This window comes from Bacillus licheniformis DSM 13 = ATCC 14580, assembly GCF_000011645.1.
GTDB classification, from domain to species: domain Bacteria; phylum Bacillota; class Bacilli; order Bacillales; family Bacillaceae; genus Bacillus; species Bacillus licheniformis.
The window spans coordinates 1,461,195-1,478,394 of record NC_006270.3 but is presented as its reverse complement, the minus strand read 5'-3'; the positions used below and the strand labels follow the sequence as shown (position 1 = coordinate 1,478,394).

At 43.0% G+C, this 17,200-nt stretch carries 18 protein-coding genes; 8 read left to right on the top strand and 10 right to left on the bottom strand.

Going from position 1 to position 17,200, the window contains the following annotated elements:
* Positions 1-106 precede the first annotated feature (106 nt).
* Together TRNA_RS28975 and htpX are read right to left on the bottom strand one after the other, a co-directional pair.
* Positions 107-1,456: a TrkH family potassium uptake protein gene (locus TRNA_RS28975; RefSeq protein ID WP_003181050.1), complete on the bottom strand. Its 1,350-nt coding sequence runs from the start codon at positions 1,454-1,456 to the stop codon at positions 107-109.
* A gap of 146 nt (positions 1,457-1,602) precedes the next feature.
* Positions 1,603-2,496 carry a protease HtpX gene (gene htpX / locus TRNA_RS28970; RefSeq protein WP_003181048.1) on the bottom strand — a complete coding sequence of 298 codons (894 nt, stop codon included), beginning with the start codon at positions 2,494-2,496 and terminating at the stop codon, positions 1,603-1,605.
* Positions 2,497-2,637: 141 nt separating this feature from the next.
* Here htpX and TRNA_RS28965 point away from each other — a divergent pair, with 141 nt between their 5' ends.
* Both TRNA_RS28965 and TRNA_RS28960 read left to right on the top strand, forming a co-directional pair.
* On the top strand, positions 2,638-3,357 hold the full coding sequence (locus TRNA_RS28965) for a DUF1836 domain-containing protein (protein ID WP_011197887.1): 720 nt from the start codon (positions 2,638-2,640) through the stop codon (positions 3,355-3,357).
* A 130-nt stretch (positions 3,358-3,487) separates the two neighbouring features.
* Positions 3,488-3,685: an alpha/beta-type small acid-soluble spore protein gene (locus TRNA_RS28960; protein ID WP_003181044.1), complete on the top strand. Its 198-nt coding sequence runs from the start codon at positions 3,488-3,490 to the stop codon at positions 3,683-3,685.
* 12 nt (positions 3,686-3,697) lie between these two features.
* Here TRNA_RS28960 and TRNA_RS28955 read toward each other — a convergent pair whose 3' ends face one another.
* The 4 genes from TRNA_RS28955 to TRNA_RS28940 all read right to left on the bottom strand — a co-directional run bounded on the left by TRNA_RS28955 (position 3,698) and on the right by TRNA_RS28940 (position 7,514).
* The gene (locus tag TRNA_RS28955) at positions 3,698-4,789 is read right to left on the bottom strand and encodes an anti-sigma factor domain-containing protein (protein WP_003181042.1); all 1,092 of its coding nucleotides are present in this window, start codon (positions 4,787-4,789) and stop codon (positions 3,698-3,700) included.
* A complete protein-coding gene (sigI, locus tag TRNA_RS28950; protein ID WP_009328616.1) occupies positions 4,786-5,541 on the bottom strand; it encodes an RNA polymerase sigma factor SigI in 756 nt (251 codons plus the stop codon). Before sigI ends, TRNA_RS28955 begins: the two co-directional genes overlap by 4 nt.
* A 292-nt stretch (positions 5,542-5,833) precedes the next feature.
* The gene (locus tag TRNA_RS28945) at positions 5,834-6,601 is read right to left on the bottom strand and encodes a TerC family protein (protein WP_003181039.1); all 768 of its coding nucleotides are present in this window, start codon (positions 6,599-6,601) and stop codon (positions 5,834-5,836) included.
* Positions 6,602-6,872: 271 nt separating this feature from the next.
* On the bottom strand, positions 6,873-7,514 hold the full coding sequence (locus TRNA_RS28940; RefSeq protein WP_003181037.1) for a DedA family protein: 642 nt from the start codon (positions 7,512-7,514) through the stop codon (positions 6,873-6,875).
* A gap of 289 nt (positions 7,515-7,803) precedes the next feature.
* Here TRNA_RS28940 and TRNA_RS28935 point away from each other — a divergent pair, with 289 nt between their 5' ends.
* The 3 genes from TRNA_RS28935 to TRNA_RS28925 all read left to right on the top strand — a co-directional run bounded on the left by TRNA_RS28935 (position 7,804) and on the right by TRNA_RS28925 (position 12,336).
* Positions 7,804-9,456, top strand: a complete 1,653-nt coding sequence (locus TRNA_RS28935) for a diguanylate cyclase domain-containing protein (RefSeq protein ID WP_009328617.1) — start codon at positions 7,804-7,806, stop codon at positions 9,454-9,456.
* A 153-nt stretch (positions 9,457-9,609) separates the two neighbouring features.
* On the top strand, positions 9,610-10,482 hold the full coding sequence (locus TRNA_RS28930; RefSeq protein ID WP_003181033.1) for a Ku protein: 873 nt from the start codon (positions 9,610-9,612) through the stop codon (positions 10,480-10,482).
* 3 nt (positions 10,483-10,485) lie between these two features.
* Entirely contained in the window at positions 10,486-12,336 is a 1,851-nt protein-coding gene (locus TRNA_RS28925; protein ID WP_003181029.1) for a DNA ligase D, read from the top strand.
* Between the two features lie 5 nt (positions 12,337-12,341).
* Here the strand turns inward: TRNA_RS28925 and TRNA_RS28920 are convergent, their stop codons facing one another.
* From TRNA_RS28920 to TRNA_RS43585, 3 genes are all read right to left on the bottom strand, one after another.
* Positions 12,342-12,803 (bottom strand): MarR family winged helix-turn-helix transcriptional regulator, encoded by a 462-nt coding sequence (locus tag TRNA_RS28920; RefSeq protein ID WP_003181027.1) that lies wholly within the window; start codon positions 12,801-12,803, stop codon positions 12,342-12,344.
* Positions 12,804-12,975: 172 nt separating this feature from the next.
* Positions 12,976-13,155 (bottom strand): hypothetical protein, encoded by a 180-nt coding sequence (locus TRNA_RS28915; RefSeq protein ID WP_003181025.1) that lies wholly within the window; start codon positions 13,153-13,155, stop codon positions 12,976-12,978.
* 106 nt (positions 13,156-13,261) lie between these two features.
* Complete coding sequence (locus tag TRNA_RS43585) at positions 13,262-13,417, bottom strand: hypothetical protein (protein ID WP_003181024.1); 156 nt, start codon at positions 13,415-13,417, stop codon at positions 13,262-13,264.
* 192 nt (positions 13,418-13,609) lie between these two features.
* Between TRNA_RS43585 and TRNA_RS28910 the strand changes: the two genes are divergently transcribed.
* The gene (locus TRNA_RS28910) at positions 13,610-13,942 is read left to right on the top strand and encodes a MerR family transcriptional regulator (RefSeq protein ID WP_003181020.1); all 333 of its coding nucleotides are present in this window, start codon (positions 13,610-13,612) and stop codon (positions 13,940-13,942) included.
* A 683-nt stretch (positions 13,943-14,625) separates the two neighbouring features.
* Here TRNA_RS28910 and TRNA_RS28905 read toward each other — a convergent pair.
* Positions 14,626-15,336, bottom strand: a complete 711-nt coding sequence (locus TRNA_RS28905) for a DUF421 domain-containing protein (protein ID WP_003185310.1) — start codon at positions 15,334-15,336, stop codon at positions 14,626-14,628.
* Positions 15,337-15,543: 207 nt separating this feature from the next.
* On the opposite strand from TRNA_RS28905, the gene TRNA_RS28900 reads away from it, so the two are divergent.
* Complete coding sequence (locus TRNA_RS28900) at positions 15,544-16,395, top strand: ferritin family protein (RefSeq protein ID WP_011201632.1); 852 nt, start codon at positions 15,544-15,546, stop codon at positions 16,393-16,395.
* A gap of 155 nt (positions 16,396-16,550) precedes the next feature.
* On the top strand, positions 16,551-17,144 hold the full coding sequence (locus TRNA_RS28895) for a cupin domain-containing protein (protein ID WP_003185315.1): 594 nt from the start codon (positions 16,551-16,553) through the stop codon (positions 17,142-17,144).
* Positions 17,145-17,200 lie beyond the last annotated feature (56 nt).

The following is a 17,200-nucleotide window of genomic DNA, read 5'->3' as shown; positions in this document are numbered from 1 at the left end:
TTCCCCCTTTTTTTCAAGTCCGCCATTTAAGCATTATATCATACAAATAAATACAGCGACCGACTTTATGATCATAAAAAAAGACAGTTTGACTAAACTGTCTTTCTTATCCGATAATGATCCTTTCCTTCGGGTAATGGTAATTCGCTTCGATTTCTTTTCTGCCGAATAAATAAAGCAGCGTGACAATGCCGATTCGGCCAATGAACATCAGAAGGATGATGACGCTTTTGCCAATCGTGCTCAAATCTGGGGTGATGCCCATCGACAAGCCCGTCGTACCGAAGGCCGAACACACTTCAAACAGCAGTTCAAGCAAAGAATGCTTTTCTGTCACTGTCAAAATGAGTGTCGAGACGAAAACAAGAATAACCGCCATCAGCGTTACAATCAATGATTTCATCAAGTCCGCTTGGTGCAGTTCCCTTTTGAAAACCTTCACCGATTTATTTCCCCTCGCGAAGTGGAACAGGGCCAACAGGTTTAAGGCAAAGGTCGTTGTCCGGATGCCCCCTCCGACAGAGCTTGGCGAAGCGCCGATAAACATAAGCATACACATAAACAAAATGGTCGTATGCGTGAATTGGCTGATATCGATCGTCGCGAGTCCGCCGCTCCTGGTCGTCGTCGACTGAAACAGAGAAAAGAAAAATACCTCGTGCCACGATTTCCCTGAAAAAGCAAAGCGCGCTTCCATGGCAAATATGCCGATCGCACCTCCAATTACTAAAAGGAAAAAAGTTACTGATGTCAATTTAGTAAACAGGCTGAAAGAGAATTTACGCTCTTTGCTGAGCAGAAAATCCTTTACCTCGATGAGGACCGGAAAACCGATCGCTCCAAGAATGATCAGCATCATCACGATAAACTGAACGAAATAATCATGCTGAAACGGAATCAGCGAGTTGCCTGTAATGTCGAAACCTCCGTTGGTCGTTGCACTGATGCTTGTAAAAAATCCGTGCATAAAGGCTTCTCCAGGTGTCTCAAAGTACTTTAAGAAATAAGTGCCGAGAATCAGCCCGCCAAACAGCTCGATCAGCAGGATTAAGCCGAGCACGTGCTTCATCAGCTTGACGAGGCCCGATAAGTTGGATTGATTTTGATCGGTCATAATCAGACGGCGCTCTTTCAAACCGATCCGCTTGCCGAAAATCAGCCAGACGAATGTACCCAAAGCCATCACGCCGATCCCGCCAAATTGCAGAACAAACGCCAAAATCCAAATTCCGGCCGTGCTGAATGTATCGGCTGTATCAACAACCGTCAAACCGGTTACACTCACTGCGCTCACCGCGGTAAAAAGGGCGTCGATAAAAGACCATTCAACATTATTTTTGTGTGCAACGGGCAGACTCAATAAAACAACCGAAACTGTCACCGCTAAAAAATAATAGAGCGCGATCAGCTGTACAGGAGACAGCACGCGCAGTAGTTTTCTCAATAAAACCTTCATAATCGTTCCTTCTTTTCAATATTCAAAAGTTGCTTCTTGTGTATAACGTGTTCCATTTTAAAGGAAACATGCTATTATGTACAGCCGCTTTTCGATTTTTAAATTTAAAAAGCAAACCCCCTTGAAAAAGGGGGTTTGCATCTTTATTATTTTGCTTCCAGACGGCGGATTCTGTCGCTTAAATCAGGGTGTGTTGAGAAAAGCGATGTATGCTTTTTCCCGTTGATTTTTAAAGTTGCAACAGATGCCTGTTCTTCTTTGACTCTTGAAGTGTACTGCTCAAGCGAGCGGAGCGCGTGAATCATCTTATCCTTGCCTGCAAGGTCTGCTCCTCCTCTATCCGCATGATATTCGCGGTGGCGGGAGTACGCAAACACGACAAGGCTTCCGAGAATAGAGAACACAATTTGGAATACGATGACCGCGATAAAGTGAACGATCGGCGCCAGCTCTTCACGGACAACGCGTGAAACAGCCCATGCCGCAATCCTTGCGAAGAAAACAACGAACGTATTGACGATTCCTTGAAGGAGCGTCATCGTCACCATATCGCCGTTTGCAATATGCGCCACTTCGTGGGCAAGTACGCCTTCCACTGCGTCGTCATCCATTTCCTGAAGAAGGCCCGTCGATACAGCGACAAGCGAGCGGTTTTTAGACGGCCCGGTCGCAAAGGCATTCACTTCGCGTGAATTGTAGATGCCGACTTCAGGCATCTTTGTCAGTCCGGCAGCGCGGGACAGCTTATATACCCGGTCAACGAGCTGCTGTTCTTCATAGCTGAGCGTTTGCTTATCAGGATTCAGCACCTGAACGCCCATCGCCATTTTCGCCATCCATCTTGACATCAAGAGCGACATAAAGGAGCCGACAAAACCGACAACTGCACTAAATACGAGAAGCGCAACAATATCGATGCCGCCGTTAGCCGTGAAATACGTGCCTACCCCTGTCAGCGAACCGATAATCGAAAGCACGATACCGATCGTCGTAATGACTAAGATGTTCGATAAAAGAAAGAGAAAGATTCTTTTTCCCATGATTACCTCCATGTTATAATAAGATCAAATGAACTCGTATAATAAAATTATACGGCATAGAATTGAAAATGCAAGTGATAAGACGTAAGATAATGTTTATATTGTTTGCTATTTCATTTTAATACATAATGAGGTGGAATGATGAAACCTTTTAAACTGACTCGCCTGGAAATGGCCAAACTGATGTACGCTTTAAAAGGGCAGCTGGATGTCAGTCCGCTAGCGATTCTTTTGAGATCGGCCGATTTGGCGCCCGATGAGCCGGAAGACAATTTGGACATCCCCGAATTCATTGCCCGGTACGAACGGAAAAAACAAAAAACGGAACACGGACTTTCCACAAATGAAATTGTTGAACTTGGAAATTTGTGCGAACTGACATCCTTAAAATCGACAGCCATCCAAAACTGGATCAAACGCGATATAAAAGATTTGATGGGGCATCCGGAACTCGGCAAAAAATATTCCATCGACCAAGCCGTCATCCTTCTCATTGTACGAGACTTAAAATCGGTTTATGACTTCGAAACGATCCGTCCGATCTTAACAACGATTTTTAATACGATTACAGACCGCTCCGATGATGTAGTGAGTCCGCTGCGCTTTTATGAAGGGTATGCGCGGGTCCTTGATCATGTGTACCAGATCAAAGACTATACGCTCAATAAATCGGCGCTTGAAAAAATCGTCATTGAGCAGACTGGACAGCTCCGCGATTTTTATAAAGATCTGGCCGATCCCGAATGGAACAAAGCGAGAGACATCACCGCAGTCACTGTGCTGTCCGTCATCGCTTCGCACATTCAGGCGACCGCACATTCCATGATTGACAGCGTCTTCTTAAAATATGAAATGAAATAATCGCCGACCGGCGCGCCTGGCTTGCCAATTGCCAGGCGTTTTTTTGCCCTTCAACAATTGCCAGCATAAAAAGCCTCAGTCCAAATCAAACTAAACAAGCAGTACCAATTGAAAAAGGAGTTGAGAATGCATGGCAAGAACGAATAAGCTCCTCGTTCCCGGGGCAGAGCAGGTTTTAGACCAGTTCAAATACGAAATCGCCCAAGAGTTCGGCGTCCAGCTCGGCTCGGACTCGGTCGCTCGCTCAAACGGATCTGTAGGCGGGGAAATGACAAAACGACTTGTACAGCAGGCACAAGCTCAATTGAATGGGCATAATGACAAATAAATACCCTATGGATTATTCGCCGGGCCCGCTCGGCGGATATTCTTGTTTATTCGTTTGGTCAGAAGGCTTTTTCTCCTTTTGGTAAGGAGGTGATTTAGAGCTCTCTTGATTTGAACCGGAACCGCTTTTTGGCGTTCCTTCCTCCGTCTGCTGACCGTCTTTGTCATTATGGTTATGTTCCTGAGGGTTTTTGGTATTAGGGGAATTTGACTCCTTTTCTTTTTCCATTTCTTGATCAGGTTGAGACTGATCTTCATCTGAAGGTTTTTCGCCGTCCGGATGATCTTCCGTATCTGCTTCTTTATCATCCGTATGCTGTTCCGGCTGATCTTCTTCTTTCACAGCTTTCTCCTTTTCTCCTGTGTTTTCTTCCTGATTTTGATCATCTTTTTTATTTTCATTGTCATCATCTTTGTTTTTGTCTTCTAATTCATCTTTGTGGGAACGGATATAACGGCCTGTTGAGATGCCTTCTTTTTGGGCTTTTGCACGCGTATCAAGGTCTGATTCCACCGCTTCCATCTTATAATTCTGCTGCTCGTATTTTTTCGCTACATCATCGATTTCGCTTTTTACCGTCGCCTTATACGTGTCATCTTCATTGTTTTCGTATACTGTGGCGATAAGCACTTCTTTTGATTCGGTGACATAACCGCTCTTATCGCTGTCTTCGACAATTTCACTGATCACTTCTTTAAAGTCAGACTTTTCCCAATTTTTTATACTATCCATTAAGGCCTTCCCATCCTCGTTCAGCGGCACCAAATCGATAACTTCACAGTTTTTGTTGAGCGTCAATTCAAAGCTTGGGTTGATATCGATCGTCATGTAGGCGTATGCTTTATTGTTTAAAACATCAGGGATGATCATGAAAGCGAGCAGCATGATCGCGGCGATTGAAAAAACGCCGGCTTTCAGCGGACGGAGCGAAAGCAGATCAAAAAAGCCCGCACGCCTTCTCGACATTCTCGTCTCCGCGGGAAAAGCAATTTCCTGACCGATTTCATAATCTTCCTCTGTGCTCTTTGCTTTTAAAAATTGTCCGTCAGGGGTTAGCAATGTGACGAATTTTTTATTTTTTTCTACAATAATTCCTCTTCTCATGAATTGAGCACCCCTTTTAGATAATCTTTAAGGTAAACATAATCGCCCGTTATAATGATCGCCATAGCGATGATATATTTGCGGTTTCTCTCTACGGTTTTTCTGCTGACAGCCACAAGCTTTTCAAGCTGTTTGACGGGAAGCTGCTTCTTTTCAAACAAGATCTTTTTTAATTCTTCATGTTCGACAAGCGTATATGCCACTTTGATGGCGTTTTGCCTTGCATCCGTATGTTTCGGGGAATGCTCCAGCAAATCGGAAAAAGACAGGCCAAAACTTTTAAGCCTTTCTTTAAAATGGAGAATCTCCTCCCGCCTTTGCTCCTGTTCGAGCATGCGGTTGAATTCATGAATGGAAAGCTCCGCTTCAATCATGCTTTGGGAGGATTCCTGTTCTTCTCCTTCTTGCATGTCCATATTGATGTTCTGGGCATTTCTCGCTTCTTTTCTGATATAATCAATGACTTTGCGCTTAATGATCAGCTCTGCAAATGCAAGCAGAGAATTTCCTTTATCTGAAGAATATTTTTCAATGGCTTCATTGAATGCAATCAAGCCGATGCTGAATTCATCATCTTTTTCATCTATATATCGTTTGCACACGGATGAAACCGTTTTAGCCACAAAAGGCTTATATTGATCGATAAGCTCGTTTTGCAACTGCTGATTTCCTTTTTGTATGCTTATTACAGACTCTTCTAATGATTGTTTCCTTTTTCCTGTCTTAAACAAAAGGCTAAGCACTGGTTTCACCTCAGTTCCTCCCTATACTACTCATTAATGATAGCTAATTTGATAGGGATTCGCAAAGGAGAAAACGCGGTATTCATTTCTAATTTTTCAATTGTGACAGTCATTTGTTTGATCTCCTAGAACAATTCGTGATCTGTTTGACGATTAAGGGGGTTTTCCCGCCGTTTTTGTAACATGGCTGTTAATAAAATGAAATCTTATTTCGATTGATCTAGGGCCATCTTCCCCGGCTCTTCCTCGTGCGGGCAAAAAAAGACCGCCGGTGAAAGACCGGCAGTCTGGGAAAAGCTGTTTACTCCTCAGCAGCTTTATTCTCGTGTTTGTTCGGATTTGTCATAAACCATCCCCCGAGCGCAATGGCGATCAGCACCGCCCAGAAGATGAACTTCCAAGTACCTGAATGAATAAAATGTTCAGAGACGATATTGATTTGCGGGTGTGCGAGCGTATAGAGCGTCAGTTTCACACCAACCCAGCCGACAATCAGAAAAGCAGCCGTTTCCAGGCTCGGACGTTTCTTTAACAAGTTCACAAATTGACTTGCAGCAAAGCGCATAATAATCAATCCGATGATCCCGCCGGCTAAAATTACCATGAACTGTCCGCCGTCAAGCCCGCCGATTTGCGGCAGGTTTGTCGCCGGAAGTGTGACAGCCAGCGCAACCGCAGCTAAAATCGAGTCGACGGCAAAAGCGATGTCTGCCAGTTCAACTTTGATAACCGTCGGCCAAAAACCGCTTTGCTTCGTCTCCTTCACTTTTTCGTCCTTTTTGAAAACGTGGGTTTTCAAAATATGATGGACGGAAATGTAAAGCAGATAAACGGCGCCGATCGCCTGCAACTGCCAGACATTGACAAGGAAAGAGATCGCAAACAAAGCGCCGAACCTCATCACAAACGCGCCGGCCAACCCGTAGAAGAGCGCTTTTTTTCTGTCTTTTTCAGGCAAGTGTTTAACCATGACCGCCATGACGAGGGCATTGTCCGCGGCCAAAATGCCTTCCAGCCCGACTAGGATGAGAAGAACCCAACCATATTCAAGTAATAATGCTGCATCCATTTTGTAATTCCTCCTAAGTGATTGTCTCTTTCTCTTATTCCCGCTAATGCGGCAGGGTATTTTCAGAAAACAAAAAAGACCTCTGCCAACATTAGGCAAAGGTCTTGCTAGACATGGTTATCATTAATTAAAACATGCCAACAAAGCCGATGGATGAAGATCCATGAACTGACGACTTTGTTTCCGGTTAAACATCCGGACGCTACTCCCCTTTGGGATAAAAGAAAATATTGAATTATAAGATAATATTAACCTCATATGCGCACGGCTGTCAATCCTTATTTTTATTTATAAAGGCTGAAACGCTTTGCGATTTGATTTTGTTCCGCCTGCCCTTCAACCAAAGGTAAAGAACGAACAAAACGATGAACCCGATGCCGACCGGAAGAAGGTATCCGTCCAATAGGCTGCCGACCTTGCTCCAGTTTTCGCCGAGGTAAAAGCCTAAATAGACATAGACGAACGTAATCGGCGTGATCGCGAGGAATGTATAAATACAAAATACCCACACATTCATTTTCGCGAGTCCGCACGGAATGGAAATCAGCGTTCTGATTCCAGGTATAAAACGGCCGCTGAATGCGACAAACCCGCCGTGCTTTTCAAAAAACCTGTCCGATTTTTCAAGCGCTTCAGGCTTGATAAAGAAGTATTTGCCGTAGCGTTCCAAAAACGGCCGCCCCCCGTACCTCCCGAGCCAGTAAAGCGTCAGAGGGCCTGCGACACCTCCCAGTGAACCTGCTGCAACGACCCCGAACATCGACATATCTCCTTGATACACCCAGTATCCGGCAAGCGGCAGAACGATCTCAGCCGGCACGAATTCGATGCACAGCGCCAGGAAAATGCCTAAATACGAGAGGCTTTTAAATGCCTCAGCCATTGATAAAATAAACTCTTCGATATCGACCACAACCTTTGACGATTGATAATTTCAAGTTCTAAAGAACGTACAAAAATGATTTTAACACAATTCGAGAAAATTGAAGAGCAAAATGGGAAGTCCTCCTTAAAAAGAACAGGAGGATATCATTTTTTATTGGCGAATTTCATTATATATAGTATAATTCACGAATTATACCGGAATTAGCGCTATTGCCGCTTTTTTATGTCAACGGTTAAGAGTACGGCAGTCTAGCCTTTCACAATACAGTATAGTTATTTAGACTTTTCATCATAAGTACAAAAAGGCGGAGAAAAAAGTGACAGAAGTTCTTGGTGAATATAATGGATGGCTCGTCCTATTATCCTATTTCACTGCAGTTTTGGCAGCTTATACAGCCCTTGATTTATCTGAACGGGTCGTACATACAAAAGGCAGGAAAAATATCGGATGGCTTTTGGCCGGTTCCCTCACGATGGGGCTTGGCATCTGGTCTATGCACTTTATCGGGATGGTGTCATTTCAGACAGCAGAAGAAATGAAATACGATTTGAAATTCGTCTTGTTGTCGATTGTTGCCGCTTTCGCAGGCTCGCTCATCTCATTTTATGTGGTGAATGAAAAAAAACCGACGAATGGAAGACTGGCGGCCGGGTCCCTTGCAATGGGATGCGCAATTGCCTCCATGCATTTTATCGGGATGGAAGCAATGGAAAATATGACAATCGTCTATCATCCCGTTCTTTATGCCGCCTCTTTTGCAATCGCCATTTTTGCCTCCTTCGCTGCCTTAAAACTGTCAGTTGTATTCGCCAAAAAAACCGGTTCTTTTCGGATATTGTTCATTAAAATCGGAAGCGCGCTTTTAATGGGCGGAGCGATTTCCGGCATGCACTATACAGGAATGTCAGCAGCTACGCTTTTCATGGCTGACAGCGTTGACACAGGCTATGAAGGAATCGATACCGTTGAACTGGGCATTATGATCGTGCTTGTCAGCCTGATGCTTCAATGCTTCTTGATTTTCGGCGCCTTCAATGACAAACGCCTGCTGCTTCATATCGAAAAAGTCAAAGATAACGAGGAGCGGTTCCAGTCCTTGATCAACCACAACATTGATCCGATCTATGTTTTTTCGCTTGAAGGCAAGCTGCTTTCCGCCAATTCATCGGGATACAGCCTTCTTGAAAAAATGGGAATTGAACCCGAGCGCCTGTCTTCCGTTTTTCGGCAGGAGGATCATGACAGGCTGCTCGGCTGGTTCCTTCAAGTCCAAAATGAAAAACAGGCCATCAACCGCGATACGGCAATCGCGATAGCTGAAAAGCGCTTTGATTTAAATGTGACGCTGATACCGGTGTATGTCAGAAAGCAGCTTGACAGCATTTATGTCATATGCAAAGATATGACAAACCAGCGTGAAGCAGAACGCAAAATCCATAGAATGGCCCACTATGACGCGTTGACGGATTTGCCAAACAGAAGGTATGCAGTCGACCGTCTGGCAAATGTTCTAAAGCGGCAGGAGACAGGGACGGCCGTGTTGTTTTTGGATTTAAACCGTTTCAAAGTGTTTAATGACGCCCTAGGCCACGACGTCGGGGACCTGCTGCTGGTGGCTGCTGCACAGCGTTTGGCGCACTGTGTGCCCAATGAAGGCTTTATCGCCCGGCTGGGCGGCGATGAATTTATCATTGTCGCTCCTTTACAAGGGATCGATCAGCTGACCAGGCAATTGATCAGTCAGTTTGAAACGCCTTTTCGCATTAAAGAGCATCGCCTCAAAACATCCGTCAGCATCGGAATCGCCGTTTCTCCGGACGATGGAACAGACGGCGATGAGCTGATGAGAAAAGCCGACATGGCTATGTACGCCGCAAAGCACAAGAGCGTAAGCAGATATCGGTACTTCTCGTCTTCCCTCGCCAGAAAGAACAGACCGTCTTTCCAGAAGGAAATCGAGCTGAACTAAGGCTTCCTTCAAGAAGAACGGCTCCAAACTTGTACCGCCGCAAGCATCCGGGCTTCAGCCCGGATGCTTTTTTCCTCTGTCATCCATAAGTTGCTATTCATGAAACAATCTGCAGAGAGGCATCAATAAAAGAAAAGGAGTTGAACCGAACCGATGCATACGATGTGGAAAGGCTCTATCAGCTTTGGCCTTGTCAATATCCCCATTAAACTGTTTGCAGCGACAGAGGATAAGGATATTAAATTAAGGTCGCTTCATAAAGAATGCCGCGCCCCGATTCAGTATGAAAAAAAGTGCACAAACTGCCATCAGGAAATCGCGCCCGACGACATCGTCAAGGGCTACGAATATGTTAAAGGCAAATACGTCGTCTTATCGGACGATGAGCTGAAGCAGCTCAAAGAAGAGCAGGAAGACAAGGCCGTCGAAATTGTTGATTTTGTGCAGCTAAAGGAAATCGATCCCATCTATTTCAACCGTTCATATTTCGTCGGACCGGGAGATAACGGTGTAAAAGCGTACTCACTTTTGCGCGAAGCGCTCAGAAAAACAGAAAAGATCGGGATCGCCCATATGACCATCCGCTCAAAAAAACAGCTCGCCATTCTTCGCGTCTACGAAAACTGCATTTTAATGGAGTCCATCCACTACCCTGATGAGGTCCGAAACGCAGCCCACGTACCCGGTGTTCCGGAAGAAACCGCAGTCAACGAAAAAGAGCTGCAAACCGCGATTTCATTAATAGACGAGCTGACAACGACATTTGCGCCTGAACAATATGAAGATACGTACAGAATCGCGCTGATGGATAAAATCAAAGAGAAAATCGACCATAATGAAGGTGTCACGCCAAATGCCGGGGCCGCCGCTCCGCGCGAGGATGTAATCGATCTCGTGAGCGCTCTCCAAGCCAGCATCGAACGGACAAAAGGGCCTGACCGGGAAGCGGCGAAAGCGCCTGCAGCAAAAGGAACAGCTGAGAAAAAGAAAAAAACGTCGCGCAAAAAAGCTTCAGAGGCAAAATAAAAAATGGGAATTACGATGCAGCCTGTATTGACTACATCAGCTCCCTCAGGCGGCAATTGGCGGTATGAAGTCAAATATGACGGGTATCGGGGTCTTTTAAAGATTGCTGCGACCGGCGAAGTTTCGCTCATCAGCAGAAACTCACAGCCGCTCGAAAACACATTTCCGGAAATTTCGGAATTTGCAAAAAGCATGATCGAAACTCTCAAAGAACACTTGCCGATCACGATTGACGGGGAAATTGTGTCGTTGACAAACCGTTTTCGTTCCCGATTTGAATATGTCCAAAAAAGGGGTTTGAGCAAAAAGGCCGAGTTGATTGCACAAGCAGCCGCAAAGAAACCGTGCCAGTACTTGGCTTTTGATTTACTGGTTTTTAACGGAGAAAGTTTAACCTCGCTCCCCTATACCGAACGAAAACGCATGCTTTTCGACCTGATGAAAGAGCTCGGCCTGCCGATGGCTCCCGATCCGATGGCTCACGCTCGAATTCAATACATCCCTGACACTTCTGATTTCCACGACCTTTGGAAGGCTGTTAAAAGGTTTGACGGCGAGGGAATTGTCGCGAAGAAAAAAGACAGCCGCTGGGCTGAAAATAAAAAAACGGCCGAATGGCTCAAACTCAAAAACTACAAAAAAGCTGCTGTATTTATGACAGGCTACAACATGGCAAACCGTTATTTGACAATCGCCGTCTATGACCGCGGCCAAATCAAGGAAGTCGGTTCGGTTTCCCACGGACTCGGAGAACAGGAAAGAAACGCCATTCTTTCGATCGTCAAGCAATACGGAACCGAAACAAAACCCGGTGAATATACCATTGATCCGTCGATTTGCATGACGGTCCATTACTTAACGATTCATTACGGGACATTGCGCGAGGTGTCGTTTGTTTCATTTGAATTTGACATGGCATGGGAAAATTGCACTTACAACCGCCTGCTGCTTCATTCAAGAAACGTCCATCCCGATTTGCAGCTGACAAGCCTTGATAAAGTCATCTTTCCTAAAAGCGATAAAACAAAAGCGGATTACATCGGATACCTTAATGAAATCGGCGATTTTCTGCTTCCGTTTCTCGACAATCGGGCGCTTACCGTTATCCGTTATCCGCACGGTTCCGGCGGAGAGTCTTTTTTTCAAAAAAACAAGCCCGACTACGCACCCGAATTTATCACGTCCATTCGGGATGACGAGCACGAGCATATCATCTGCAGCGATTATTCGGTTCTGCTGTGGCTTGCCAATCAGCTTGCGTTGGAGTTCCATATCCCTTTTCAAACGGTGGATACGGCCCATCCGACCGAAATCGTTTTCGATCTTGATCCGCCTTCAAAGTCGGAGTTTCCGCTGGCCGTCAGAGCCGCGAAAGAGCTGCACCGTTTATTTGATCAGCTCGGCCTCTTATCTTTTCCAAAGCTGTCGGGAAATAAAGGGATACAAATCTATATTCCGATTTCAAAAAACGCCTTTACTTATGAAGAAACCCGCCTTTTCACAAGCTTTGCGGCTTCTTATTGCGTCTCGCTTTTTCCCGATCTGTTCACAACCGAACGCCTGATCAAAAACAGGGGCGGAAAGCTCTATATTGACTATGTGCAGCATGCCCCGGGAAAAACGATCATCTGCCCGTATTCCACAAGAGGCAATGAGCTTGGCACAGTGGCCGCACCGCTGTTTTGGGATGAAGTCCATTCAGACTTGTCACCCTTAAATTTTACGATGGAGGCTGTCGTCAAACGCACAAAGGAACTCGGATGCCCTTTCGAAAGCTTCTTCAGACAGCCCCAGGACAAACAGATCAAAGCTATTCTCGATCACTTAAAAGAAAACAACCGTTCGGAAAACTGACTTTTTCAGCGAAACAATAGGTGCTGGCTGTGGATTCCGGCTTTTTTCAGAAGGACCATCAGCTGCTCCTGTTCCTCCTTTGTCAAGCCTGAAAAAGCCCTCGCAATTCTCAGGGAGTGGATCGGATAAATCTCATCGAGATATGCCTTTCCCTTCTCCGTCAAATTCGCATAGACAGACCGTTTATCTTTCGGGTCCTGCTCTCGTTTGATGAAACCGTTTTTTTCCAGTTTGTCGATCACATAGGTTACGTTCCCGCTTACAAGGAGCAGCCTCGAGCCGATTTGCTGCAGCTTTTGGGCTCCCCTCGTATACAAAAGCTCCAATACAGCAAATTCTGTAGGATTAAAGCCGTGTTCCTTGCTGTCCCGAATACTATGTTCTGAAACGCTTTTAAAAGCCCTGGCAAAAACCTTGTACAGCGACATAGCACGGTGAACTTCTTCCTCATTAAACGAAAGTCTCATATCATCTACCTCTTATACTATTTTCTTAAAATGAACCCGGGAAATGAAAACCCTTACAAATGTAGAAAAAGAAAGGGTCATGCTTTTCCCATATTCTATATGTATATATTTTCGTTATCCGAAAGAAAACTCCTGCTTATTTTTTTTAGATATTAAAAAGAAGCCCGTTTTTTCAAAATGGCCGATTTTGAACACGGGCTTTATTTTTCCGGAAAAAATAAAAATATTCATTTCTGAGCTCCGTAATCGTCATCCTCTGCAAAACTTCCCGATTATGCTCACCGAGTGAGATCAGTTTTTTCAAGTAATGGTTTCTTTCCTTTTCCAAAGCGTTTTTTAACAATCTGCTCATGATCTTCTCCTTTCATTTTCGCGTATTGTATACTATAAGAATAGACCTTATTTATTAACCAAGCTTTAAGGCCGTGTAAAGTTCGCTTTTACTCCCCTTCCGGAATTTAAGAGGACTTTTGATAAAAGCCGTTCTGCACCGCCCTCAGCAGCGGAAACGCATCCTTGCCGGCAAGGTTCATCAATGTCTCGAGCAATTCGTCTCTCTTATTGTCTAAGGCAACGATTTCTTTGGCGAGTAAGACTGCTTTGTGTTCCTTCATCCAACGATTCCCCCCTCAAAAGTCTGTACCTACAGCATACAAAACACTTTTACCCCTTGCATGGTTCCTGTAAACTTTTCTTCCGTGATTTTTTAAAAATTTTTTCAACAATGTTAGATTTTCTGACAGATGTCAGGTTTTTTCGCGCGTTTTCTTATATAATACAAAAAAAGTCATCTTAGGGGTGGGAAAATGACAGTCGAAGATCTTTCTTATAAAGATAAAAAAGTGATTTCAATTGGCATTGTCAGCGAGCTGACGGGTCTGTCGGTCAGGCAGATCCGCTATTACGAAGAACGCAAGCTGATCTATCCGCAGCGCTCTACAAGAGGCACGCGCAAATATTCCTTTGCTGACGTCGAACGGCTGATGGAAATCGCAAACAAGCGGGAAGACGGTGTTCAGACCGCAGAAATCCTCAAAGATATGCGCAAAAAAGAACAAAGGCTAAAAAACGACCAGCAGCTCAGAAAGAAAATGCTCGAAGGCCAGCTTAACGCTCATTTTAAATACAAAAACCGTTAAAAAAACGAATCATTCCCTCCGTTTCATACCCTTTAAATCACCCGGAATTCGTCATAATCTCAACCAGATTTATTTCTTGGTTTATCCGGTGATAAAATCTCAGGCAATCAGAAAAGATACTACAAAGAAGGTCAAAAAGTGGTCAAAAATCAATTTAAGAGGTCATTCAACTTCGCCCGCGTCTTCGGCCTATAAATGCATGTTGTGGATTCAAAAGGAGACATTAATTCCATTAAATTTGAAGATGTTGTTGGAATAGAAATGAAGCGGCCATAAGATTTTCAGCAAAGCATAAGCCTAGAGATAAGAAGAAAAAAGCCCGAGACAAAGAATGTCTCACGATTCACAAACCATGATTAATGATTCTTGCCTACATCACCCGTTTAAAATAGCATTTCGTGGACATTCGTTTCCTTTCAATTTTTAAACCACATAAGATTTTTTATTAACGTCATCTCTTCTTATTTTCATACTTTTTTAACGTGTTTTGAAAAATTTGTGGTGATTTTGGTGATCACGCTTAAATATGTGGTCAAAAAAGCGCTATTGAATGGTACATCTGATGACTTCTGAATGAAAATGATGATTGTTGGTAGGGTTAGACAACAATCCGCCAACAGTTTTCCACTAAAACATGTAGTCACTAATACATTCAAAATGTATTTACAGAATGCTGAAATCATTTATTCTTTATCAAAAGAAGAATGTATATGATCTTCATATGTATCTATATAGATATTTCCATCAGGTGATAATACTGCATAAAAAACTTCATCTGTGGATAGACCACGCTTTTTCATCTCAGATTGTAACCATGCCTGAGTGAGTTGATTATCTTTCAAGTTTTCATTCTTCATTTTCCCATCCATGATTAATTCAATCGGGAGTTTTCCTTCTGGCGTAGTGGCAACCCACAAATCCTTTTTTGTCACATTTCGGAATTGTGGTTTTTTTAATACTGTTAAGGTCCCATTTGTTTCAACAATGGCATAGAGTACTTCTTCGATTTTGAATACATTCTTTTCTCTAAGTTGTTGATTCAAATAATCAATTGTATAACGCATTTTTCGCATGTTGTGTTCAAGAACTTTTCCATTTTGAATCACAACAGTTGGATCACCGGCAAAAAATTTGCGGCCTTTTTGACTCCAAAGGGATATATACGCAGTGGCTAAGATCACAAAAACAAATATAAAAAAAGCCAGTACCATGTGATGAATTTTAAGAGAGGTATTAAAAGCCAGATTTGCAGTAATAGCGCCTAATGTAATTGATGCAATAAAATCAAAGATATTCATTTGTGAAATTGTTTGTTTTCCCAACAATCTTGATCCTACCAATAAAATACCAAAGGCAAGAATCGATCGAAGGATTACTTCAATATGTTCACTCATAGATTTCACCAACTTATTGTATCGTCTAAAAACATCATAGACAAAAGAGATCTTATATATACTGAAATAATGGTTAGACACATATACATGCACTCATTGTTGTATTAGGCATATGCTACATTACTAAATACCGCAAATAGGACGGTGAAATTGGTGTACCCTTATCCTGTTTATAATCCTTATATAAGGAATAGTGATGATTTTCGTATGCCTCCCGACAGAAAACTAATTAATGACATTCACAAGGCAATTAACGGAGAGCATAGCGCCATTCTCTGCTATAAGCAAATAGCCGAAAATGCCCCCACAGAAGATATAAGAAAACAAATACTTGAAATTAGACAAGATGAGCAACGACATTTTGAAGAGTTTAGCAGAATTTTCACTAACCTGACAGGCAAAAAGCCAATCCCCATAATCATAGAAGAATGCCCTAAAAAGTATAGAACAAGTCTAGAGTCTGCTTTTAAAGATGAGCAGGAGACAGTCGATTTTTATTTAGATTTAGCAGACCGAATACAAAATCAGTCAATTAAAAAGGTTTTTCAGCGTGCAGCAGCTGATGAACAAAATCATGCTGTATGGTTCTTATTTTTTTTAAATACATCGTCTACACAACAAACACGTCAAGTTAATTATGGGGCAAAAGGAGCGTTAAATTCCGGTAGGCTCACCTTACCTCAAATGCTTACCTTTGCCATTCAGGATGAGTACTTAGCTCAAGCAAGATACAATGAAATTCTAAGAAACTTCGGGGATATTCGAACCTTTGTCCAAATTAAAGAAGCCGAATTACGGCATATCAATGCATTACTTTCTCTTTTTGAACGATACCAAGTACAGATACCTAAAGACACCTCTCAATTATATGTCACTACACCAGTAACCCTTAAGGATGCATATGCTTCTGGGGTACAAGGAGAAATTGATAATATCGCCATGTATAACAAGTTTCTAACTTTTGATCTTCCAGCAGATGCAAGAACAGTTTTTACTCAATTACGCAACGCATCACTAAATCATTTAGAGGCTTTCCGAAGAGGTCTTGAGAGAAATTAAACTTTATGAATTGATCTTGCAAAAAGAACATATCAATTTTAAAAGTGCATAGGCAAACACCATTGACTTTGAACAAAAATTGGTATCTAAGTACATTCCCTGAGCATAATGCATAGGATTAATTCATATAAAGCTTTGAAGGGATTGAGAAAAAAATGTATTATGTTCCTCATATGTATCCATATCAATATTCTTATCCTTATTATGTTAATGTGCCAATGTACAACTGTAGAAGACAGTCAGTTCACCGGACTGTTCCTAGTGAAGTAGAGCATGCAAACAAATTAAGTTCTGTTCGCTCATCCAAAGGTAGTAACAGCATTTTGTTAAAGGATTATGGACCAGAAGCGTTTGTGGTTAATATCAATGAAGCTACGAAGCAAAATAATACGTACCGTACCGCTTTATGGACAGGAACTCATTTGCAAGTCACCTTAATGAGTCTCAATGTTGGAGAAGATATTGGTTTGGAAATGCACCCTAACGTTGATCAATTCTTACGTGTTGAACAAGGTCAGGGAATCGTTCAAATGGGCAAGAATAAAGACCATTTAAATTTCAAAAGAAATGTCTATGATGATTCTGCAATCATAATACCCGCTGGAACATGGCACAATCTAACCAATACAGGTAGAATCCCGCTAAAACTATACTCCATATATGCTCCTCCTAACCATCCATTTGGTACTGTTCATGTTACTAAAGGAGATGCATTAGCTTCAGAAGAAGAATACGGTCATGGCAATTGAAATAGTATGCTTGGCATAACTCCAATAAGTTGATACAGAAAACAGATCTTTTCAGA